This is a genomic window from Dactylosporangium salmoneum, assembly GCF_039532525.1.
GTDB classification, from domain to species: domain Bacteria; phylum Actinomycetota; class Actinomycetes; order Mycobacteriales; family Micromonosporaceae; genus Dactylosporangium; species Dactylosporangium salmoneum.
Genome location: NZ_BAAARV010000083.1, coordinates 232,638 through 253,776 on the forward strand (window position 1 = coordinate 232,638; position 21,139 = coordinate 253,776).

Annotated in this window: 18 protein-coding genes and 1 riboswitch; of the genes, 5 read left to right on the plus strand and 13 right to left on the minus strand. The window is 72.0% G+C overall.

What is annotated here, in order from left to right; translation table 11 throughout:
- Nucleotides 1-30 precede the first annotated feature (30 nt).
- On the minus strand, nucleotides 31-1,104 hold the full coding sequence (locus ABD352_RS42485; RefSeq protein ID WP_344618239.1) for a dipeptidase: 1,074 nt from the start codon (nucleotides 1,102-1,104) through the stop codon (nucleotides 31-33).
- 92 nt (nucleotides 1,105-1,196) lie between these two features.
- Between ABD352_RS42485 and ABD352_RS42490 the strand changes: the two genes are divergently transcribed.
- Nucleotides 1,197-1,442, plus strand: a complete 246-nt coding sequence (locus ABD352_RS42490) for a hypothetical protein (protein ID WP_344618240.1) — start codon at nucleotides 1,197-1,199, stop codon at nucleotides 1,440-1,442.
- 131 nt (nucleotides 1,443-1,573) lie between these two features.
- On the opposite strand, the gene ABD352_RS42495 is transcribed toward ABD352_RS42490, so the two are convergent.
- The 6 genes from ABD352_RS42495 to thrC form a co-directional block, all read right to left on the minus strand.
- A complete protein-coding gene (locus ABD352_RS42495; protein ID WP_344618241.1) occupies nucleotides 1,574-2,443 on the minus strand; it encodes a GNAT family N-acetyltransferase in 870 nt (289 codons plus the stop codon).
- A 278-nt stretch (nucleotides 2,444-2,721) separates the two neighbouring features.
- Complete coding sequence (gene groL, locus ABD352_RS42500) at nucleotides 2,722-4,344, minus strand: chaperonin GroEL (RefSeq protein ID WP_344618242.1); 1,623 nt, start codon at nucleotides 4,342-4,344, stop codon at nucleotides 2,722-2,724.
- Nucleotides 4,345-4,756: 412 nt separating this feature from the next.
- Entirely contained in the window at nucleotides 4,757-4,960 is a 204-nt protein-coding gene (locus ABD352_RS42505) for a cold-shock protein (RefSeq protein WP_344618243.1), read from the minus strand.
- A gap of 268 nt (nucleotides 4,961-5,228) precedes the next feature.
- A complete protein-coding gene (paaN, locus tag ABD352_RS42510) occupies nucleotides 5,229-6,902 on the minus strand; it encodes a phenylacetic acid degradation protein PaaN (RefSeq protein ID WP_344618244.1) in 1,674 nt (557 codons plus the stop codon).
- 54 nt (nucleotides 6,903-6,956) lie between these two features.
- The gene (locus tag ABD352_RS42515) at nucleotides 6,957-7,967 is read right to left on the minus strand and encodes a GNAT family N-acetyltransferase (protein WP_344618245.1); all 1,011 of its coding nucleotides are present in this window, start codon (nucleotides 7,965-7,967) and stop codon (nucleotides 6,957-6,959) included.
- A 318-nt stretch (nucleotides 7,968-8,285) separates the two neighbouring features.
- A complete protein-coding gene (gene thrC / locus ABD352_RS42520) occupies nucleotides 8,286-9,554 on the minus strand; it encodes a threonine synthase (protein WP_344618246.1) in 1,269 nt (422 codons plus the stop codon).
- A gap of 14 nt (nucleotides 9,555-9,568) precedes the next feature.
- Nucleotides 9,569-9,705: riboswitch (SAM riboswitch) on the minus strand.
- Between the two features lie 86 nt (nucleotides 9,706-9,791).
- Here thrC and ABD352_RS42525 point away from each other — a divergent pair.
- Entirely contained in the window at nucleotides 9,792-10,709 is a 918-nt protein-coding gene (locus ABD352_RS42525; protein WP_344618247.1) for a glucosyl-3-phosphoglycerate synthase, read from the plus strand.
- 280 nt (nucleotides 10,710-10,989) lie between these two features.
- On the opposite strand, the gene ABD352_RS42530 is transcribed toward ABD352_RS42525, so the two are convergent.
- The 3 genes from ABD352_RS42530 to ABD352_RS42540 all read right to left on the minus strand — a co-directional run bounded on the left by ABD352_RS42530 (nucleotide 10,990) and on the right by ABD352_RS42540 (nucleotide 15,175).
- Nucleotides 10,990-11,472 (minus strand): hypothetical protein, encoded by a 483-nt coding sequence (locus ABD352_RS42530; RefSeq protein ID WP_344618248.1) that lies wholly within the window; start codon nucleotides 11,470-11,472, stop codon nucleotides 10,990-10,992.
- Between the two features lie 45 nt (nucleotides 11,473-11,517).
- Nucleotides 11,518-12,393 carry an ABC transporter permease gene (locus ABD352_RS42535; RefSeq protein WP_344618249.1) on the minus strand — a complete coding sequence of 292 codons (876 nt, stop codon included), beginning with the start codon at nucleotides 12,391-12,393 and terminating at the stop codon, nucleotides 11,518-11,520.
- Nucleotides 12,394-12,478: 85 nt separating this feature from the next.
- Nucleotides 12,479-15,175 carry an alpha/beta fold hydrolase gene (locus ABD352_RS42540; RefSeq protein ID WP_344618250.1) on the minus strand — a complete coding sequence of 899 codons (2,697 nt, stop codon included), beginning with the start codon at nucleotides 15,173-15,175 and terminating at the stop codon, nucleotides 12,479-12,481.
- A 77-nt stretch (nucleotides 15,176-15,252) separates the two neighbouring features.
- Here ABD352_RS42540 and ABD352_RS42545 point away from each other — a divergent pair, with 77 nt between their 5' ends.
- Nucleotides 15,253-17,502, plus strand: a complete 2,250-nt coding sequence (locus tag ABD352_RS42545; RefSeq protein WP_344618251.1) for an AAA family ATPase — start codon at nucleotides 15,253-15,255, stop codon at nucleotides 17,500-17,502.
- 3 nt (nucleotides 17,503-17,505) lie between these two features.
- On the opposite strand, the gene ABD352_RS42550 is transcribed toward ABD352_RS42545, so the two are convergent.
- The 3 genes from ABD352_RS42550 to ABD352_RS42560 form a co-directional block, all read right to left on the minus strand.
- Nucleotides 17,506-17,595, minus strand: coding sequence for a DUF3263 domain-containing protein (locus ABD352_RS42550; RefSeq protein WP_425553894.1), 90 nt, complete (start codon nucleotides 17,593-17,595; stop codon nucleotides 17,506-17,508).
- A 26-nt stretch (nucleotides 17,596-17,621) separates the two neighbouring features.
- Nucleotides 17,622-17,972, minus strand: coding sequence for a DUF3263 domain-containing protein (locus ABD352_RS42555; protein ID WP_344618252.1), 351 nt, complete (start codon nucleotides 17,970-17,972; stop codon nucleotides 17,622-17,624).
- A 123-nt stretch (nucleotides 17,973-18,095) separates the two neighbouring features.
- A complete protein-coding gene (locus tag ABD352_RS42560) occupies nucleotides 18,096-18,881 on the minus strand; it encodes a DeoR/GlpR family DNA-binding transcription regulator (RefSeq protein WP_344618253.1) in 786 nt (261 codons plus the stop codon).
- A gap of 198 nt (nucleotides 18,882-19,079) precedes the next feature.
- Between ABD352_RS42560 and ABD352_RS42565 the strand changes: the two genes are divergently transcribed.
- Complete coding sequence (locus ABD352_RS42565; protein ID WP_344618254.1) at nucleotides 19,080-20,021, plus strand: ROK family protein; 942 nt, start codon at nucleotides 19,080-19,082, stop codon at nucleotides 20,019-20,021.
- Nucleotides 20,018-21,127 (plus strand): N-acetylglucosamine-6-phosphate deacetylase, encoded by a 1,110-nt coding sequence (nagA, locus tag ABD352_RS42570; RefSeq protein WP_344618255.1) that lies wholly within the window; start codon nucleotides 20,018-20,020, stop codon nucleotides 21,125-21,127. Before ABD352_RS42565 ends, nagA begins: the two co-directional genes overlap by 4 nt.
- Nucleotides 21,128-21,139 lie beyond the last annotated feature (12 nt).

Consider the following 21,139-nt stretch of genomic DNA (forward strand, 5'->3'; position numbering starts at 1 on the left):
CTCCACGCCGCAAGGTCCGAGATCGCGGCCCTAGCCGCATGTCGCGCGCAGAACGCGCATGGCGTTGTGCCATGTGAGCTTGCGCAGGTCCCCCTCGGACCAGCCGCGGGCGGAGAGCTCCTCCAGCAGCGCCGGGTACGACGAGACGTCCGGCAGGCCGTCGGGCACGACCTCGGTGCCGTCGTAGTCGCCGCCCAGGCCGACGGCGTCGACGCCGGCCACCTCGCGGACGTGCTCGACGTGGTCGGCGACGTCGCGCACCGACGTGGGCGGGCACGGGTTGGCCTCGATCCAGGCCTGGCGGACGCGCAGGAAGTCGGGGCTGTCCCAGGGCAGGGCGATCGCGTCCTCGGCCCGGGCCAGCTCGTCGCCCCAGACCCGGCACTCGTCGGTCAGGAAGAACGGCACGAAGGTCACCATCACCACACCCTCGGTGTCGCGGACCCGCAGCAGCACGTCGTCGGGGACGTTGCGCGGGTGGCCGCACAGCGCGCGGGCGCTGGAGTGGGAGAAGAACGCCGGCGCGGTGGTGATGTCGAGGACGGCGTGCATGGTGGCGTCGGCGACGTGGGCGAGGTCGGCGAGCATGCCGAGGCGGTTGAGCTCCCGGACGACCTCCTCGCCGAAGGGGGTCAGGCCGCCGTGGGCCGGCTCGTCGGTGGCGCTGTCGGCCCAGGCGGTGTTGCGGGAGTGGGTCAGCGTGAGGTACCGGATCCCGAGCTTGTACAGCGAGCGCAGCACGACAAGCGAATTGTCGAGGCAGTGCCCGCCCTCGGCCCCGAGCAGCGAGGCGATGCGACCGTCGGCGCGCGCCCGCTCGACCTCGGCGGCGTTCGTGGCCAGGGCCAGGCTTCCGGGGTACCGCGCGATGATCCTCCGCACCAGCTCGACCTGCTCGACGACCTGGATCGCGGCCTGAGGCTCGGGGCGGTCGTTGGGCACGTACACGCTCCAGAACTGGGCCCCGACGCCGCCGCGGCGCAACCGCGGAAGGTCGGTGTGCAGGCCGGTGCCGCCGAGGTCGGCGGCGAGGTCGAGCCGGCCGTCCGGGTCGCGCACCCGCAGCCGCCAGGGCAGGTCGTTGTGCCCGTCGAACACGTCCATGCGCAGACCCTACGGCTTCCGATATGCGCGTTTTGCCGCCAACATGCGAACCGTCCTCATATGGTGAGGCTGGTCGACACGAGGGGGGAGCCATGGGCAAGTCGAAGAAGAACGACAGCTTCGAGCGCGGCATGCACCGCGACGAAGACGACCTCGGGTACATGGACAAGGACCTGTCCGACGACATGATCACGCCGGACTCGATGATGTCCGGCGAGTCGATGATGTCCGGCGAGTCCACGAACGCCAACACGGCGACGATGCGGGCCAGGACCAAGGCCCAGCAGGACCAGCAGACCTCGATGCAGCAGAAGCGCGGCAACCAGCCGGAGATCTGATCCGGCGGTACCGCGACCGAAACGACGTCGGCGCCCGTGGCAAGACGGGGGATCACAGGCACCGGCGGCACGTGTGCGGGGCAGGCGCGTGGCGAACCCACGCCCTGCCCCGCATGCGCGTTCGCGTTGCGTCAGAGGGTCTTGGTGTAGATCCAGAAGATGCGCTCGAGGCGGGCGGCGACGGCCTTGGAGTAGAAGGCGATCGGGCCGGCCCAGCCGATCTGGGCGGTGGCGTGCCCCTCGGCGCGCTGGTCGGCGAGGCAGCGGCGCAGGAGCACCCGGCCGACGCCCAGGCCCTCGGCGGCCGGGGCGGTGCCCATCGGGCCGAACCAGCTGGGGCGGTTGGCGCCGTACGCCGCGAAGCCCAGAATCTCCCCGTCGCGCACGGCCACGTAACAGCCGGCGCCCTCCCGGTCCAGGGACTGCTCGACCTCCCACGCCCAGCCGTCGCCCCAGATGGCGCGGACCCAGTCGGGCGCGTCGGCGTCGGCGGCGAGGACCTTGACCCCGGCGGACTCCAGGCGCGCCTCGTCGCCGGCGGCCTCGGCGCTGTGGCGGGTCAGGTCGGCGGTCATGTTCCAGGCGGTGTCCGTGAGGCTGTACCCCGCGCGCCGGGCCAGGCAGATCGCCGGCGTGTAGCGCACGTCAATCCCCGGCCACGCGTAGCAGGGCGGGTTGCCGCCGAGCCGGACGCGATCGGCGCCGAGGCCGGCCAGCCGCTCCTCGGCCGTGCGCAGCAGCGCCGAGCCAACGCCGCGGCGGCGGGCCTCGGGGGCGACGGCGAGCAGTTCCACGTGGCCGAGGCCCGGGTCGGCGTCGTTGATGGAGGCGAAGACCACGCCGGCCCCGTCGGCGGCGGCCAGGCGCACCGCGGGGCGCCCGGCGGGCGGCGCGGCGAGGCGGGCCGCCAGTACCTCGGCCTCGGCCGCGTCCTCCGGCAGGTCCAGCGCCCGGGCCAGCACGCCCCCCGCGAGCGCGAGGTCCTCGAGATCCACGATCATTTGGTTAACATACCTAACTGTTTGAGGCGCCCGGCCTGCTTGTCGCGGGGATGTGAGGAAAACGAAACACCCTCACCCCGGGCGTGGAAGCGGATTGACAAGGGCCGAACCGGCGGCAGAGGCCACGGAGAATCGGCAAGTTCGGGCATTCCGCCTGCCGGGGTATCAGTCCGATAAGTCGTGGCGCGGAGCGCCCGACTTATCGACTCAGCGGCCGCCGGTGACAGCAAAGGGCGGGCCGGCCCGGAGGCCGACCCGCCCGAAGCGTGGGACTGGACTCAGAAGTCCATGTCGCCGCCGCCACCCGGGGCGGCCGGGGCCTTCTCCTTCTCCGGCTTGTCCGCCACCACGGCCTCCGTGGTGAGGAACAGGGCCGCGATGGAGGCGGCGTTCTGCAGCGCCGAGCGCGTCACCTTGGCCGGGTCGATGATGCCCTCGGCCAGGAGGTTGACGTACTCGCCGGTCGCGGCGTTGAGGCCGTGGCCGGCCTCCAGGTTGCGGACGCGCTCGACCACGACGCCGCCCTCGAGGCCGGCGTTCACGGCGATCTGCCGCAGCGGGGCGTCCAGCGCGACCTTGACGATGTTCGCGCCGGTTGCCTCGTCGCCGACCAGGTCCAGCTTGTCGAACGCGGTCTTGCCGGCCTGCACCAGGGCGACGCCACCACCGGGGACGATGCCCTCCTCGACGGCCGCCTTCGCGTTGCGAACGGCGTCCTCGATGCGGTGCTTGCGCTCCTTGAGCTCGACCTCGGTGGCCGCGCCGACCTTGATGACCGCAACGCCGCCGGCCAGCTTGGCCAGGCGCTCCTGCAGCTTCTCGCGGTCGTAGTCCGAGTCGCTCTTCTCGATCTCGGCGCGGATCTGCGAGACCCGGCCACCGATCGAGTCGGCGTCACCGGCGCCGTCGACGACCGTCGTCTCGTCCTTGGTCACGACCACCTTGCGGGCGCGGCCGAGGAGGGACAGGTCGGCGTTCTCCAGCTTGAGGCCGACGGTCTCGCTGATGACCTGACCGCCGGTCAGGATCGCGATGTCGGTCAGCATGGCCTTGCGGCGGTCGCCGAAGCCGGGGGCCTTGACGGCGACCGACTTGAAGGTGCCGCGGATCTTGTTCACCACGAGGGTCGCCAGGGCCTCGGCCTCGACGTCCTCGGAGATGATCGCGAGCGGCTTGCCCGACTGCATGACCTTCTCCAGCACCGGGAGGAGGTCCTTCACCGCGGAGATCTTCGACTCGACGATGAGGATGTAGGGGTCGTCGAGGACGGCCTCCATCCGGTCGGTGTCGGTCACGAAGTACGGCGAGATGTAGCCCTTGTCGAAGCGCATGCCCTCGGTGAGCTCGAGCTCGAGGCCGAAGGTGTTGCTCTCCTCGACGGTGATGACGCCTTCCTTGCCGACCTTGTCCATCGCCTCGGCGATGATCTCGCCGACCGTGGAGTCACCGGCGGAGATGGAGGCGGTGGAGGCGATCTGCTCCTTGGTCTCCACGTCCTTGGCCAGGTTGGCCAGCTCGTCGGCGACGGAGGAGACCGCCGCCTCGATGCCGCGCTTCAGGGCCATCGGGTTCGCGCCGGCGGCGACGTTGCGGAGGCCCTCGCGGACCAGCGCCTGCGCCAGCACGGTCGCCGTCGTCGTGCCGTCACCGGCGACGTCGTCGGTCTTCTTCGCGACTTCCTTGACCAGCTCAGCGCCGATCTTCTCGTACGGGTCCTCGAGCTCGATCTCCTTGGCGATGCTCACACCATCGTTGGTGATGGTGGGCGCGCCCCACTTCTTCTCGAGGACGACGTTGCGGCCCTTGGGGCCCAGCGTCACCTTGACGGCGTCGGCGAGGGTGTTCATGCCCCGCTCGAGACCGCGGCGCGCCTCTTCGTCGAACGCGATAATCTTGGCCATTCGGCGTTGTCCTCCTGGACACTCACGATTCGCCTCGACCCACGCGGGGTCGGCGGCTCACCGCCTGGTTTCGCACCCTGCGAGGACCCAGCGGGATCCCCGGCGGTCGGGCCGGATGAGCCCGCGACGACCAGCCTCCCGGCGGTTGCCCACCGGAGCGGCTGCACCGTCCCGACCATTGGCACTCGCCTGACGCGAGTGCCAAGTCCTTGTTTAGCACTCTGGCCAGTCGAGTGCAAGCAAACCGGGGGTGACGGGCAAGGTGGCGGAGGGCAAGATCAACTCTAGCGGCCGAGGACCCACCATCGGCGCAAAACGCCCCAAAGCCCGAAAAGAGACCCGGAAATACACGCAGGGCACCGTTCCTCATCAATGAGGACGGTGCCCCGGCGGGGTGAATGCGGACTTTTGATCAGGCGAGGTGGCGCACCTGCTCCGCCTGCGGGCCCTTCTGGCCCTGCGCGATCTCGAACTCCACGCGCTGTCCGTCTTCCAGCGACTTGTAGCCGTCCATCTGAATCGCGGAGAAGTGGACGAACACGTCCTGTCCCCCGTCGACCGCGATGAAGCCATAGCCCTTCTCGCTGTTGAACCACTTGACGGTGCCCTGTGCCACGGTGCACTTCCTCTACTTCGGTCCTGCTGCGTCACTCGGCTGGCTGTGGGGACCAGCCCCCGGGCCTTCGACCACAGCCGCCGGATCCGGGGGTGGCTCCGGCGAAGGAACGACGACCGAACCGCACGGTACAGGAGTTACCCCTGCCTCGACAGGCCCAAATCGGACAGCAAGGTCACGAATCAAGCAGTTTGAAAAGGTCGCCGAGCATGCCTTCTCTTGCATGATCAGACATCGCCCGGCGACTACGTGTTAGTAAGTAACAGAGTTAGACGTGACGGCGTGACTGAACTACCCGGAAGCGTCCCGCCACGTACGCCCCGTCGGTCAGCGCGGCATTGGCGGCCGGATTGGCGCCACTGGCATGGAAGTCCGAAAAGGCGGCCGACTGGTTCACGAAGACCCCGCCCGTAAGGTTGACTGACAAATGCACGCCGGCAAGCAGCGCGGCCTCTTCCATGGCGTCCAGGACGTCCTCCGACGTCGAATACACCGAAGCGGTCAATGCGCCCTTCTTGCCGACGGTGTCGGCGAAGATCCGCAAACTACCCACCGTGGAATCCGTTCCTACAACGAAGGAAATGGGCCCGAACCACTCCGTGCCGTAGGTCTGCGCGTCGTCGGCGCCGAGCTTGCGGATGAGCGGGGTGCGCACCGTCGCGCCGGCGTAGGTGGGGTGCGAAACGTCTGAGGATTCCAGCACCGGATCGCCGAGCGTGGCCGCGTTCGCCAGCCGCTCCAGCACGCTCTCGTTGACGATCGCGCCGGTGAGTTCGACGCCCTTGGCCGCGTCCGCGGTGAGCTTCGCGACCGCGCTCGCGATGCCCTGGGCCACCTCGTCGAGGCTCTTGTGCCCCTCGTCGGTGGCGATGCCGGTCGCCGGGACGAGGATGTTCTGCGGGGTGGTGCACATCTGCCCGGAGTACAGCACCAGCGAGAACCCGATGTTGCGGCACATGCCGGCGAAGTCGTCGGTCGAGTCGATCACGATCGTGTTGACGCCGGCCTTCTCGGTGTAGACGACGGCCTGGCGGGCGTTGGCCTCCAGCCAGTCGCCGAACTCGGTCGAGCCGGTGAAGTCGATGATGCGCACCTCGGGGCGCAGGGCGAGCGTCTTGGCCAGCCCCTCGCCGGGCGCCTCGGCGGCCAGCAGCACGAGGTTGGGGTCGAAGCCGGCGTCGGCCAACACCTCCCGGGCGATCTTGACGGTGATCGCAAGGGGCAGCACGGCCCGCGGGTGCGGCTTGACGATCACCGGGTTGCCGGTGACCAGGGACGCGAACAGGCCGGGGTAGGAGTTCCAGGTCGGGAACGTGTTGCAGCCGACGACCAGGGCGGCCCCCCGCGGTACGACATGGAAGCTCTTCGACATGTGCAGCGTCTGCCCCTTGCCGGCCGGCTTCTCCCAGTCGGCGGTGGCCGGCGTGCGGGTCATCTCCCGGTAGGCGTAGGCGACCGCCTCCAGCGCCCGGTCCAGGGCGTGCGGCCCACCGGCCTGGAAGGCCATGACGAAGGCCTGACCGGTGGTCGCGTGCACGGCGTTGGCGAGCTCGAACACGCGCTTGTGCAGCCGGTCGAGAATCTCCAGGGTGACCCCGGCGCGGGTCTGCGGGCCGGCCGCCCGCCACGCCGGCATGCCCTCGGCGAGCGCGGCGAAGGCGGCGTCGAGGTCCAGGTGGGGGTACCGCACGTCGAGCGCGACGCCGAAGGGCGAGCTCTCGGTCGACACCCAGTCGGCGATGCCGGCCTGGTCCTTCAGCGGGAAGTCGGCGCCCAGGTAGGCGCGGAAGGCGGCCTCACCCTCGGCTGCGGCGTGCTCGCCGTAGATCCGGGGGCTCGGCGACTCGGGATAGTTGGACCAGTACGCACGCTCGGCGATCGCGGTCAGCGCCCGCTCCAGCGTGTCGGCGTGGCTGGTGAACATGGGGTGTGAGTTCTCCATGGCGCCATCCTGCCACCGCCCGGTGTGGGTCGACCGGGCGAAGCCGCATCGAGCCTAGAAGGCGGTGGGGCCCTGCCAGTTGGCCCAGGTGCCCGCGAAGCGGAACCCCATGGCCTCGTTGATCGCGATCATGTAGTCGTTCGAGACCGCGTTGAACGTGTCGACCGTGGTGACCGCCGGCTCGGCGACGAGCATCGCCCGCAGGTTCTCGACCTTCGCCACGATGCCGAGGCGGTGGCCGCGGTGCCCGGGGTGCACCAGGGTGATCCCCTGCCAGGCGTGCCAGTCGACGCCCTCGCTCAGCCGCATCGCGGTCCAGGCGACGAGCCGGCCGCTGGCCGCGTGGACGACGCCGGTCTGGTAGCGCCGCAAGCCCCAGGCGACGAACATCCGCTGCTGCTCCCGGAAGCGCCCGGCGTCGATCTTCTGCGGCTCGTATTCCAGCTCGCCCATCGGCGTCTCGGCGATGAAGGAGCTGTCCAGCGCGGCGAGGTCCTCGAGGTACTCCTCCGGCGCCTCGCTCTCCCATCGCACCACGGTGTAGCCGTCCGCGCGGGCCAGGCCCTCGGCGTGCAGCCGGTCGAGCGCGGCGTGGTCGAGGTCGGCGATGAGCAGCCGCCGGCGGGCGTCGGTCAGGCCGTCGCGCATCCCGAGGCCGGCACAGAAGGCCTCATGCGCGGGGGCGAGCGGGCTGAACGAGTGGGCGGTGGTGCGCCCGGCGGCCCGGGCGAGCTCGGCCGCGTGCCGGTAGAGAGCCCGGCCGACGCCGCGGCGCCGGTGCCCGGGGGCGACGCGGACGTCGATGTGGGCGTTGGTCAGGTTGTCGCGCAGCGGCAGTTCCAGCTGGACGGTGCCGGCCGGCGCGTCGCCGTCGAGGGCGAGGAAGACGCGGCGTCCGTGCCAGGGCGCCGGGATGCGGAACAGCGCCGCGTGGTGGAACCGGCTGCCGTCGGGCCAGTCCGGCACGTCGGCGCGCATCGCCGTTTCCTCGATGTCGTAGGTCGCGTCGATCGCCGCCGGGTCATCGGCGTGCACCTCGACGATCTCGAGCGTGGTCTGGGCCATGGCCTCAGGGTGGGCGCGCGTGAGCCGGCGCGGCAAACCATTTATGCCCGGAAATTGGTCGAGAGGACGCTCGCCAACACCTCCGGTGTTGTGGTCGCGGCCTCCACCGATATCGGCGAAAGCTCGCGGCGACACGTCCTCCCGCACCGAGCATCCTGGACCTAGGTACCTAAGGCGTCAAGTCCACCGATCAGCGCACGGCGCGCTGTCGATCACACTCCGTGTCGGACATAACCGCCATTCGGGCAACCCGTTCCACGTCCCGGTCTGAAAGCGCTCTCTTTTCCTGAACGCTGGGTAACTACGGGGCCGGAAAAATCATCCGAGCAGGCCGGCCTCGCGGGCGGACTTGAGCGACGGCTTCACCCGGTGGGTGGGTCCGACGTTGCCGGCCACCGCATCGAGGGTCTTCAGGCCGTCGCCGGTGTTGAAGATGACCGTCTCGGCGCTGGGGTCGAGCTTGCCCGACTCGACGAGCTTCTTGAGCACCGCCGTGGTCACCCCGCCGGCCGTCTCGGCGTAGACGCCGGTGGTCCGGGCGAGCAGCTGGATGCCGGCGCGGATCTCGTCGTCGTCGACGTACTCCATCCAGCCCCCGGTGCGCCGCACCGACTCCAGGGCGTAGACGCCGGCCGCCGGGTCGCCGATGTTCAGCGACTTCGCGATGCCGGTCGGCTTGACCGGGGTGATCTCGTCGACGCCGTCGTGCAGGGCCTTGGCGATCGGGTTGCAGCCGGCCGACTGGGCGCCGAAGACCTTCCACTCGGTCGGCGGCACCAGGCCGATCTCGACCAGCTCGGCGAACGCCTTGTCGATCTTCGTGAGCAGCTCGCCGCTGGCCATCGGGATGACCACCTGGGCCGGGATGCGCCAGCCGAGCTGCTCGGCGACCTCGTAGCCGAGCGTCTTGGAGCCCTCGGCGTAGAACGGCCGGACGTTGACGTTGACGAACGCGGTGTCCTCGAACTCGTCGGTCTCGGTCAGCTCCGAGCAGAGCCGGTTCACCTCGTCGTACGAGCCTTCGATGGCGACGACCTCGCCGCCGTACACGGCGGTCATGATGATCTTGCCCGGCTCCAGGTCGGCCGGGATGAACACCGTCGACGGGACGCCGGCCCGGGCCGCGTGCGCGGCGACGGAGTTGGCCAGGTTGCCGGTGGAGGCGCAGGAGTACCGCGTGAAGCCCAGCGCCTTGGCCGCGGTCAGCGCCACCGAGACGACCCGGTCCTTGAACGAGTGCGTCGGGTTGGCCGAGTCGTCCTTGACCCACAGCTGCGCGGTGAAGCCGAGCTCCTTGCCCAGCCCGTCGGCCTTGACCAGCGGGGTGAGGCCCGGGTCGAGGCTCACGCGGGTGTCCGGGTCGACCCCGACGGGCAGCAGCGGGGCGTAGCGCCAGATGTTCTGCGGGCCGGCCTCGATCTGCTCGCGGGTCACCTGGGCCAGCGCGGCCGGGTCGTAACCCACCTCGAGCGGGCCGAAACACTCGTAACAGGCGTGCTGCGCGGCGAGCGAGAAGGTGGCGCCGCAGCCGCGGCAAACCAGGTTGCGGGCCGGGGAGTCGGTGAAGACGCTGAGCGTCGAGGTCATGGCGGAGGCCTTTCCTCTCATCTTTCCCAAGCGCACGGGCGTGCACCGGGACGGATTTGGCACCTACCGCGCACTGGCCTCGACATCGAGACGCGCGCAGGGGTTGCCGGGGCTTCATCGGGCCGTATCCCTCTGCCCCTCTGGATGAGGTATGAAGTTGTGCCACCAGTGTAAGGGGCGCCACCGGGGGCCGGGTATGAGTCATCTCACGACTCGGACACCGCTAGCGTTGATCTCATGCACCCGATCGCGGCGGACTGGTTCGCCCGGCGCACCTCCGGCTGGCGCGACTGGCCCGAGGAGGAGGTCCTGGCGGCGAAGGGCGACACCCGGGTGAGCGTGGTGCTACCGGCGCTGGACGAGGAGCCGACGGTCGGCGAGATCGTGGCCGGGGTGCGCACCCTGGGCCCGCTGGTCGACGAGCTGATCGTGGTCGACTCGGGGTCGGTGGACCGCACCGCCGAGGTGGCCGCGGCGGCCGGCGCGACTGTGCACCACCGCGACGACATCCTGCCGGGCACCGGCTCCCGGCCGGGCAAGGGCGAGGTGCTGTGGAAGGCGCTCGCGGTCACCAAGGGCGACATCCTGGTGTACGTCGACGCCGACCTCACCGACTTCCGCCCCCACTTCGTGACCGGCCTGCTGGGCCCCCTGCTGGCCGACCCCGCCACGCTGATGGTCAAGGCGTTCTACGACCGCCCGCTGCTGGACCTCTCGGCGGCCGGCGGCGGCCGGGTCACGGAGCTGGCCGCCCGGCCACTGCTCAACGCCTACTTCCCGGAGCTGGCCGGGGTCGTGCAGCCGCTGGCCGGGGAGTACGCGGCCCGCCGCTCGCTGCTCGAGTCGCTGCCCTTCGCGGCCGGCTACGGCGTGGAGACCGGACTGCTCATCGACGCCTGGCGCGAGCACGGGCTGGACGCCATCGCGCAGGTCGACCTCGGCCAGCGCACGCACGGGCACCAGGACACGGCGGCGCTGGGGCGGATGGCCGCCACGATCCTGCAGACGATCAACGCCCGCGTGTTGCCGAGCCGCTCGCTCTGGCCGACGTTGACGCAGTTCGAGCGGCATGATTCCGCCGTTGTACCGCGGGAGACGGCCGTCGCCCACCCCGACCGCCCGCCGATGCGCACCGTCAGCGGCTACGAGGGATAGCACCCGTCGACGGGAACAAGCCGACAAGTCGGGCACTCCGTGCCGCGACTTGTCGGATATTTACCCTGACGGGGCATAGTCTCTGTTTTTTCGTCCGCCGTGGCATAAATCCGACATGTCGTGGCGCGGAGCGCCCGACATGTCGTACCCGCGGGATATGCCCGTTCAGGCGGCCGCTTCCTCCGACTCCGGGACGAAGCGCCACAGCTGGGCGGTGGCCGTCGCGGCGCCCATCGTGGCGCGGAGCGCCCGACATGTCGTACCCGCGGGATATGCCCGTTCAGGCGGCCGCTTCCTCCGACTCCGGGACGAAGCGCCACAGCTGGGCGGTGGCCGTCGCGGCGCCCACGACGGCCAGGGCGAGCGCGCCCCACTCGACGGCCAGCAGCCACCACGGGGTGTCGATGATCGCCACCGGTTCGTCGCCGGTGAACGAGCCGACGACGACCGCCACCGCGACCAGCAGCATGACCACCAGCAGCAGTACGGCGGTCAGGCGCAGCACCCACTCGCCGGAGCGGCCGGCCAGGCGGGCCAGCAGGGTGCTGCCGGCGGCCACGATCGCGGCGAAGGCGCTGGCGAACGAGCCGAGCAGGTTGAAGACGCGCGCGGTCTCCAGCTCGGTCGGGCCCTTGGTCACGTTGGACGTCTGCGCGAAGTGGGCCCACTGCACCAGGTGGCCCTGGTCGTAGTAGAGGCCCGCCGCGAGGGCGGCGAGCCCGACGACCAACGCGCACGCGCCCCCGAGGGCGGAGATTCGCATGACCGGGCACCCTACCCGCCGGTAGGGCGCCCGGTGGACCTGGGTCTAGCTGACCACGTCCTTGCGCAGGAAGCGCCAGAACCCGAGGGCGAAGAACACCGTGGCGTAGGCGATCGCGGCCACGGCGCCCTTGACGAGGTCGTCGACCTGCATCGGGCTGGAGAGCAGGCCGAGCCAGGCGTCGTTGTAGTGCGTCGGCAGGACCGTGCGCAGGTTCCCCAGCGCGGTGATCTGGTCGAGGATGTTGGACAGGATCTGCAGCAGCACCGCGCCGCCGACCGCGCCGAGCGGGGCGTCGGTCGACACCGACAGCAGGAACGCGAGCGAGGCGACGACGAGCAGGCAGACGCAGAGGTACCCCACGATCTCCAGCAGCCGCACCACCCCCGTGCCGGCCGGGATGTCCCCGCCGATCGGCGCGCTCAGCGGGGCCCAGCCGTAGCGCAGCGTGCCGGCCAACAGCGCGGTGCCGACGAGGGTCAGCACGGCCAGCAGGCTGTAGAGGAGGGAGACGGCCAGCTTGATGCCGAGCAGGCGGGCTCGCGGGACGGGCATCGCCAGGAGGTACCGCAGGCTGCCCCAGCTGGCCTCGCTGGCCACCGTGTCGCCGCAGAACAGCGCGACCACCACGACCAGCAGGAAGCCCGACGACACCAGCAGCGTGAACAGGGTGAAGTTCGGGCCGCCGGAGGTCGCCAGGTCCGACAGGCGGGAGAACTCGCCGTTGCCGCCGCCCCCGTTGTCGTTGTTGTTGCCGCTGTCCAGCTGGAACGCGATGAGGATGATCAGCGGGAGCAGGACCATGAAGCCCAGCGCCATCTGCGTGCGCCGACGGGAGGCCTGCCTGCGGATCTCCGTCCACAGCGAGAGGGTGGCGCGGGGACGGTACCCCACCGCTCCCCCAACAACGTCGGTGCTCATGCCGTCCCCTCCGCTTCGCTCCGGCGCCGGCCTGAGCTAAAGCTGTTCATACTGTTCGCGGCCCCTCCGCTCCGCTCCGGACCGCTCACGGCCGCTCCCCACTCGCCTTGGTGTCCCCGCCGACGAGCGACAGGAACGCGTCTTCCAGCCGGCGCCGCGGGGCGATTCGGTCGATGCCGACCCCGGCCTTGACCAGCGCCGCCACCACCTCGGCCCGCGGCGCGCCGTCGATGTCGACGACCAGGCCGCGCCCGCCGGACCAGGCCACCGAGCGCACGCCGGTGAGCTCCTGCAGTACCTTCTCGGCCGCGTCCACGTCGGAAACGTCCAGCTGCACGCTGGGCGACTCGCCGACGATCTCGTCGACCGGCCCGGCCGCGACCACCTCGCCCCGGTGCATCACCACCACGTCGGTGCAGGTCTGCTCGACCTCGGCCAGCAGGTGGCTGGAGACAAGCACGGCCCGCCCGCCGGTGGCGTAGCGGCGCAGCACCTTGCGCATCTCGGCGATCTGCGGCGGGTCCAGCCCGTCCGTCGGCTCGTCGAGCACCAGCAGCTCCGGCAGGCCGAGCATGGCCTGGGCGATGGCCAGCCGCTGCCGCATGCCGTGGCTGTAGGTGCGCACCCGCCGGTTGACCGCACTGCCGAGGCCGGCGATCTCGTACGCCTCCTCGAAGTGGGCGTCCTCGGCCGGGCGGCCGGTCGCCTTCCAGTACAGCTCCAGGTTCTGCGCCCCGGTGAGGTGCGGCAGGAAGCCGGGCCCCTCGACCAGCGCCCCGACCCGGGACAGCACCGGTGCGCCGGGCAGCAGCCGGTGACCGAAGACGAGGATCTCGCCCGCGGTCGGCCGGGTCAGCCCCATGAGCACCCGCAGCGAGGTGGTCTTGCCGGCGCCGTTCGGGCCGAGCAGGCCGACCACCTGGCCGCGCCGCACGGTGAAGTCCACCCGGGCCACCGCGACGAAGTCCTTGTACTCCTTGCGCAGCCCGCGCACCACCAGCGGCGTGTCGACGAGCTCGGCGTCGACGCTGCGGTCGATGCGCCGGGCCCGCCGCCGGGCGAGGACCAGCACCACGGCCAGGCCGAGCGCGATGGCCGCGAGCAGCCCGGCGAGCACGTAGCGCCAGACGATGTCGGGGTTGGCCAGCGGGGTGCCGGCGATGGCGGGGAGGTCGACCGAGCCGTCGAGGGCGACGGTGTACACCACCGGCTCCGTCGGCGACCAGTAGCCCGTGTCCGCCGTGGCCACCGTGACCCGCACCCGGCTGCCCGCCTCGAAGCGGTGCACGACCGCGGGCAGGGTGACGGTCACCGGCACGGCGTCGCCGATGTTCTTGGGCAGGCCGGTGAGGTGGATCGGGGCGATGAGCCCGTCCGGCACCGAGGGCTCACCCTTGGCCGGCACGTCGTAGAGCTTGACGAAGAGCGTCGCCTCGCCGGTCGGGGACGCGACCCGCAGCCGCACCTTCGGCGCGCCGGCGACGTCCAGGGCCGCGCCGACCGGGGTCGAGACGAAGTCGGCGTGCTGGCCGGGGATCTCCTGGGTGATCCCGCCGGCGCCGGCCGCGCCGAGCAGGCCGGACAGCCCGGCGATGGGCAGCGAGGAGATGCCCGCCGGATTGCCGTCCGGCGGACTGGCGATCCGCTGGTCGGGGCCCTGCAGCGTGACGGCGGCGCCGACATTGTTCAGGCCGGGGTAGGCGTCCACCGAGGAGGCGGCGGTGACCAGGCCGCGGCCCTGCGCGTTGAGGCCGGAGACCCGCGAGTAGGTGAAGCTCGTCGGCGGGGTCGCCCCGTCGCCCTTGAGGTAGTGGCCGAGCCACTGGTCGCTGAGCTGCCGCAGCCGGTCCACCTCGGACTGCGGGCCGCTGCCGCCGTCGTGGCCGCCGGTGTACCAGGCGACCCGGACCGGCGTGCCGTTGGCCGCGATGCCGCGGGCGTTGGCGTCGCCCTCGCTGAGCGGGAACAGGGTGTCCACCTGGCCCTGGATGAGCAGCGTCGGCGCCTTGATCCGGTCCAGCACCTGCGACGGCGAGGACTTGCGCAGCAGCGCCTCGGTGGCGGGGGTGGACCGGCCGGTGGTGGCGATGTCGAGGTACGCCTTGCAGATGTCCTCGGCGAAGCGCCCGCACTGCGGGTTGGCCGGGTTCTCCGAGGAGCCGAAGAACTCCCCCGCCCACTGCTTCTTGAACACCCCGCCGGGCAGGAAGACGTTGACGAGGTCGTTCCAGGTGATCATCGGCACGATCGCGTCGACCCGGGCGTCCTGGGCGGCCAGCAGCAGGGACAGCGCGCCGCCGTAGGAGCCGCCGACGGCGGCCACCTTCGGGTCGTTGCCGTCCTTACGGATCTCGGGCCGCGCGGCGAGCCAGTCGATCAGCCGCTGGGCGTCCTTGACCTCCCAGTCCGGGCTGTCCAGGTGGATCTCGCCGGTGGAGCGGCCGAAGCCCTGGGCAGTCCAGGTGAGCACGGCGTAGCCCTGGTCGGCGAAGCGCTCGGCGTCGGAGCGCACGCTCTGCTTGGTGCCGCCGAAGCCGTGGGCCAGCAGGACGGCCGGCACCGGGTCGCCGGCCCCGGCCGACTTGGGCAGGTACAGCGTCGTGTCCAGGGTGACCTCGGACCCGTCGTCGGGGCCGGTCTTCACCGTGATCATTTGATCGGTGGTGCGGAAGCTCTTCGGCTTGGGCGCCGAGGCCCAGCCGACCAGCCCCACTACGAGCACCAACGCGACGGCGCCAGAGATGATCTGGCGCCGGCTCAGGCTCGGCAGGCGAACTCGCATTGACCAAACGTACGCATCGGATGTTGCGGCGGGCGCAATCCCTCAGGCCCTTCACAGCAACGGCTACGCTCGTTTGCGTGTCGGCGACCTTGACGCTCACCGCCAGCCTCCGCCCAGCCGCGCTCGACGCCCGCCGGGGTGTCGTCCGCCTGCACCCGGAGGTGCTGACCGCGCTCGGCCTACGCCCGGGCGACCCGATCGCGCTCACCGGCCGGCGCACCTCGGCCGGGATCGTCGCGGTGGCCGAGCCGGGCGCCAGCCGGGCCCTGCTCTACGCCGACGACCTGGTGCTGGGCAACCTCGGCCTGCGGGACGGGGGCCAGGTGGCGGTGGCCGCCGCCCCGCTGCGCGCGGCCCAGACGGTCACGCTGTCCGGGCCGGCCGAGATCATGGCGGTCGTCTCGCCGGAGATGCTGCGGCTGGCCCTGCTGGGCAAGGTCGTCACGGTCGGCGACAACGTGTCGCTGCTGCCCCAGGACGTGTCGCTGGGGACGCTGTCGGTGTCGGCTCCCGCGGTACACATGGTGGATCGCGGCCTGGTCGAGGCGGCCCGGCGCAGCCTGTCCAACACCGTCGGCTACGCGTGGACGAGCGCCCTGCTGACCGTGGTGGCGGCCGACCCGGACCCGGGCGCGCTGGTCACCATGGACACCGCCGTCGGCTGGCAGCACGGCCAGGCCACCCACGCACCTGGCAGCGTCGTCGCGCCGGCCGGCTCCGCCCCCACGGCCGCCGCGCCGGCCTCGGCCCCGGTCCCTGCTCCGGTGCTGGACGACCTGCCCGGGCTGCGGGCGCAGGCCGAGCAGCTGATCGAGCTGCTGGACCTCGGCTTCCACCACGGCGAGGTGCTGGCCAAGCTCGGCACCACCGTCTCCCTCGGCGTGCTGGTCACCGGCCCGGCCGGCTCGGGCAAGTCGGCGCTCGTGCGCGCCGTCGCGGCCGAGGTCGAGGCCCAGGTGGTGGCGCTGTGGGCGCCCGAGATCGCGGCGCTGACCAACAACGACGCCGCGGCCCGGCTGCGCAAGGCGGCCGACGAGATGCGCGCCCCCGGCCCGGCCATCCTGCTCATCTCCGACGTCGACGCGCTCGCGCCGCGCGACCAGCCCGGGCCGCTGGCCACCGTGTTCCGCCAGCTGCTGGCCGAGCTGATCGGGGAGGGTGAGGCGGTGGTGTGCACCACCAGCCGCCCCGAGTCGGTCGACCCGGCGCTGCACTCCCCCGAGCTGCTCGCGCACGAGATCTCGGTGCCGCTGCCGGACGCCGCGCTGCGCCGCGAGCAGCTGACCGTGCTCACCCGCGGCATGCCGCTGGCCGACGACGTGCGCCTCGACGAGGTCGCCGGCCGCACGCCCGGCTTCGTCGCCGCCGACCTGGCCGCGCTCGCCCGCGAGGCCGGGGTCCGGGCCGCGCTGCGCCACCGCCGCGAGGCCGAGACCCCGCAGGTGGTGATGGCCGACTTCGAGGCCGCGCTGGAGGTGGTCCGCCCGACGTCGATGGCCGAGAGCTCGCTCGAGCTGGCCAAGGTCACCCTCGACGACGTCGGCGACATGGTCGAGGTCAAGCAGACGCTCACCGAGTCGGTGCTGTGGCCGTTGTCGTACCCCGACGCCTTCTCCCGGCTGGGCGTCGAGCCCCCGCGCGGCGTGCTGCTCTACGGCCCGCCCGGCTGCGGCAAGACCTTCCTGGTCAAGGCGATCGCCGGCACCGGCAAGGCCAACGTGCTCTCGGTGAAGGGGGCCGAGCTGCTGTCCAAGTGGGTCGGCGAGTCGGAGCGCGCGGTGCGCGAGCTCTTCCGCCGCGCCCGCGAGGCCGCGCCGACGTTGGTCTTCCTGGACGAGGTGGACGCGCTGGCCCCGACCCGCGGGCAGGCCACCGACGGCGGCACCACCGACCGGGTGGTCGCCGCGCTGCTGACCGAGCTGGACGGGGTCGAGTCGCTGCGCAACGTCGTGGTCATCGGCGCCACCAACCGGCCCGACCTGGTCGACCCGGCCCTGCTGCGCCCCGGCCGGCTGGAGCGGCTGGTCTTCGTGCCGCCGCCGGACGCCGACGCGCGGGCCGAGATCCTGCGGGCGGCCGCGAAGTCGGTGCCGCTCGCCCCCGACGTGGACCTGAAGGCCCTGGCCGCGTCGCTGGACCGGTTCTCGGCCGCGGACTGCGCCGCGCTGGTCCGCGAGTCGGCGCTGGCCGCGATGCGCGAGTCGCTGGACGCCACCGAGGTCACGGCCACCCACGTGGAGCTGGCCCGCGAGCGGGTCCGCCCGTCGCTGGACCCGGTGCAGGTGGCCTGGCTGGCCGGCTACGCGGAGCAGCAGAAGGCGCGCTGAGCCCTACCGGTGCCGTGCCCGGGAGGCGCGCAGCCGGCACAGGCGCTGGACCACCTCCGGGTCGTGCGCCAGGGCCAGGGGGTGGTCGAGCAGCTGGTAGTAGCGGGTCGCGCTGAGCCCTACCGGTGCCTTGCCCGGGAGGCGCGCAGCCGGCGCAGGCGCTGGACCACCACCGGATCGTGCGCCAGCGCCAGGGGGTCGTCGAGCAGGCCGTTGAGCAGCTGGTAGTAGCGGGTCGCGCTGAGCCCGAAGGTGTCGCGGATGGCCTGCTCCTTGGCGCCCGCCTGGCGCCACCACTGCTTCTCGAAGCCGAGGATCTTCTTGCTGCGCTCGTCGAGCTCGGCCGGCTCCTCGGCCGCCGCCACGTCCGCGGCCGGCTGCTCCGGCTCGTCGCCGTCCAGGAAGTCGTCGACGTCCTCTGTGGACGGTTGCGTGGGGACGCGGCGGGCGGCGAGTTCGTCGCGCTTCATCGTCGCTCTCCCGGGGGACGTGGGGGTCACCCGCCACCCTATCGGCTGACCCCTCGTTCACCCACCGGTTCATGGCGCGAAATGTCCGACATGTTCCGAATGGGCCCTGACGCGCGCCCGCCGTCAGGCGGTGACGATTTTGACGCCGGCCGACCGGAAGGCGTCGAGCGTCGCGGTGGTGGCGTTGGAGTCGGTCACCAGCGTGTCGATGCGGTCGATCGGGCAGATCCGGGCGAAGGCGTGGCCGCCCAGCTTGGAGCTGTCCGCGATGATCACCACGCGGCGGGCGCGGGCGACCATGAGGCTGTTCATCGCGGCCTCGCCCTCGTGGTGGGCGGCGGCGCCGAGGGTGACGTCGAGCGCGTCGACGCCGAGCAGGGCGATGTCGAGGGTGACGTCGCGCAGGATGTTGCCGCCGAGCGGGCCGACCAGCTCGAAGGACTGCGGGCGGACCACCCCGCCGGTCACGACGATCTTCATCCGGGAGCGCACCAGCAGCTCGTTGGCGATGTTCAGCGCGTTGGTGACCACGGTGAGCTGGGCGTCGTCGACCCCGCCGGTGAGCTCGGGGCGCACCGCGAGCGCGCGGGCCACCTCGGTGGTCGTGGTGCCGCCGTTGAGCGCGACCACCATGCCGGGCGAGACCAGCGCGGCCGCCGCGGCGCCGATGCGCTGCTTCTCCGGGGCATGCTTGGCCGTCTTGTACCGCAGGGGCAGGTCGTAGGACACCCCGTTGGCCACGGCCCCGCCCCGGGTGCGGGTGATCATCTGTTGCTGGGCCAGCTGGTCGAAGTCCCGCCGGATCGTGGCCTGCGACACGTCCAGCCGCTCCGCCGCGTCCTCCACGCTGATGCGGCCGGCGTCGGTGAGGATTTCGAGGAGCGCGTTCCAGCGCGCGTAGCGGTCCACTCGCCCCCCTCCCCTGCGCATACGGTGCGAGATGTGTGCACAATAATGCGCGAAACAGCGGGTAAACGCAAAGGCAACTGCTCGAACCAACCCGGCCGGTATGGTTGCCAGCCAGGCCGCCCGTGCGCAATGATGCGCGAACCCGCCGGATTTGATGCCGTAACGATCAGGCAGTGAGCGATCGGGGACACAGAGCACATGACGCAGACCGTGATCGCCCTCGATGTCGGGGGCACCGGGATCAAGTGTGCCCTGGTCGGCGCCGACGGCGACGCGCTACACACGGTCCAGCACGCGGAGCGGCACCCCACGGGCGCCCAGCGCGGCGGCGAGGCCGTCATCGCGACCATCCTGGGCATCGCCGAGGGGCTCGCCGCGACCGCCCGGGCCAAGGGGCTGGAGCCGGTGGGCGCCGGGCTCGTCGTGCCCGGGGTCATCGACGAGGCCGAGGGCGTCGCGGTCTGGGCGGCGAACGTCGGATTCCGGGACGTACCGCTGCGAAGGCTTCTGGAAGAACGGCTCGGGCTCCCCGCGGCCCTCGGGCACGACGTGCGCGGCGGCGGCCTGGCCGAGGCGCGTCTCGGCGCCGGGCGCGGGCACGACTACGTGCTGGTCATCCCCATCGGCACCGGCATCGCGGCCGCCAACGTGGTGCACGGCCAGGTGTACACCGGCGCGCACGGGGCGGGCGGCGAGATCGGCCACATCGTCGTGCGGCCCGGCGGCCCGGTCTGCGGCTGCGGCCAGCGCGGCTGCCTGGAGGCGGTCGCCTCGGCGTCGGCGGTGGGCCGGCGCTACACCGAGCAGGCCGGGCGCGCGGCCACCGCCGAGGAGGTGGCCCGGCTGGCCGCCGAGGGCGAGCCGACCGCGGTCGCCGTGTGGCGCGAGACGATCGACGCGCTGGCCGATGGTCTGATGACCGGCATCGCGCTGTTCGACCCGGCGGTCATCGTGCTCGGCGGCGGCCTGGCCGAGGCGGGCGAGGCCCTGCTGGCTCCGCTGCGCGAGGGCGTGCACGCCCGGGTGACCTTCCATCGCGAGCCGGTCATCACCCGCGCCGCGCTCGGCGACGAGGCCGGCTGCCTGGGCGCGGCCCTCATCGCGCTCGACAACCTGAACACGAAGGGGAACACGCAATGACGGTGGTGTCCGGGGTCCGGGTGGTCGCGGGCGACCGCGTCATCGACAACGGCTTCGTCCGCATCGAGGGCGAGCACATCGCCGAGGTCGGCGAGGGGGGCCCGGCGACCGACGGCGCCGTCGTGGTGCCCGGCTTCGTCGACATCCACGTCCACGGCGGCGGCGGTGCGACCTTCACCACCGGCGACGCGGACGAGGCGCGCAAGGCCGCCGCGTACCACCTCGGGCACGGCACCACGACCATGCTCGCCAGCCTGGTCACCTCGCCGCCGGCGCTCATGCTGGCCGCCACCAGGGCGTTCGCCCCGCTCGTCGCGGAGGGCGTGCTCGCCGGCATCCACTTCGAGGGCCCGTACCTCTCCCAGGCCCGCTGCGGCGCCCAGAACCCGGCCTTCCTGCGCGACCCGTCGCTCGAGGAGCTGGAGTCCCTCATCGGCGCGGGAGAGGGTGCGGTACGGCTGGTCACGGTCGCCCCCGAGCTCCCCGGCGCGCTGGAGGCGATCCGGCTGCTGGTTTCCCGCGGTGTCGTCGCCGCCATCGGCCACACGGACGCCACCTACGAGGAGACCCTCGCCGGCGTCGAGGCCGGCGCCACGGTGGGCACCCACGTCTTCAACGGCATGCGCCCGCCCCACCACCGCCAGCCCGGCCCGGTCTTCGCCCTCCTCGGCGCGTCGGGCGTGGTCTGCGAGTTCGTCGCCGACGGCATCCACCTGCACGACGGCACCCTGGCCTTCGCCGCCTCGGTCACCGGCCCGGCCCGCGCCGCCCTGATCACCGACGCCATGGCCGCCGCCGGCATGCCCGACGGCACGTACGAGCTGGGCGGCCAGAGCGTCGACGTGGCCGGCGGGGTGGCCCGGCTGACCCGCGACGGCGCGATCGCCGGTAGCACGCTCACCATGGACAAGGCGTTCCGGCGGGCCGTCGGGGCGGGGCTGTCGCTGACGGCGGCCTCGCGGATGGCCTCCACCACGCCGGCGGGCGCCATCGGGCTGGGCTCGGACCGCGGGACACTGCAGGCCGGCGCCCGCGCGGACCTGCTGGTCCTGGACGAGGAGCTGAATGTGCGGCGCGTAATGCGCGCGGGTGCGTGGGTTTCGTAAGTCTCTTGGCGC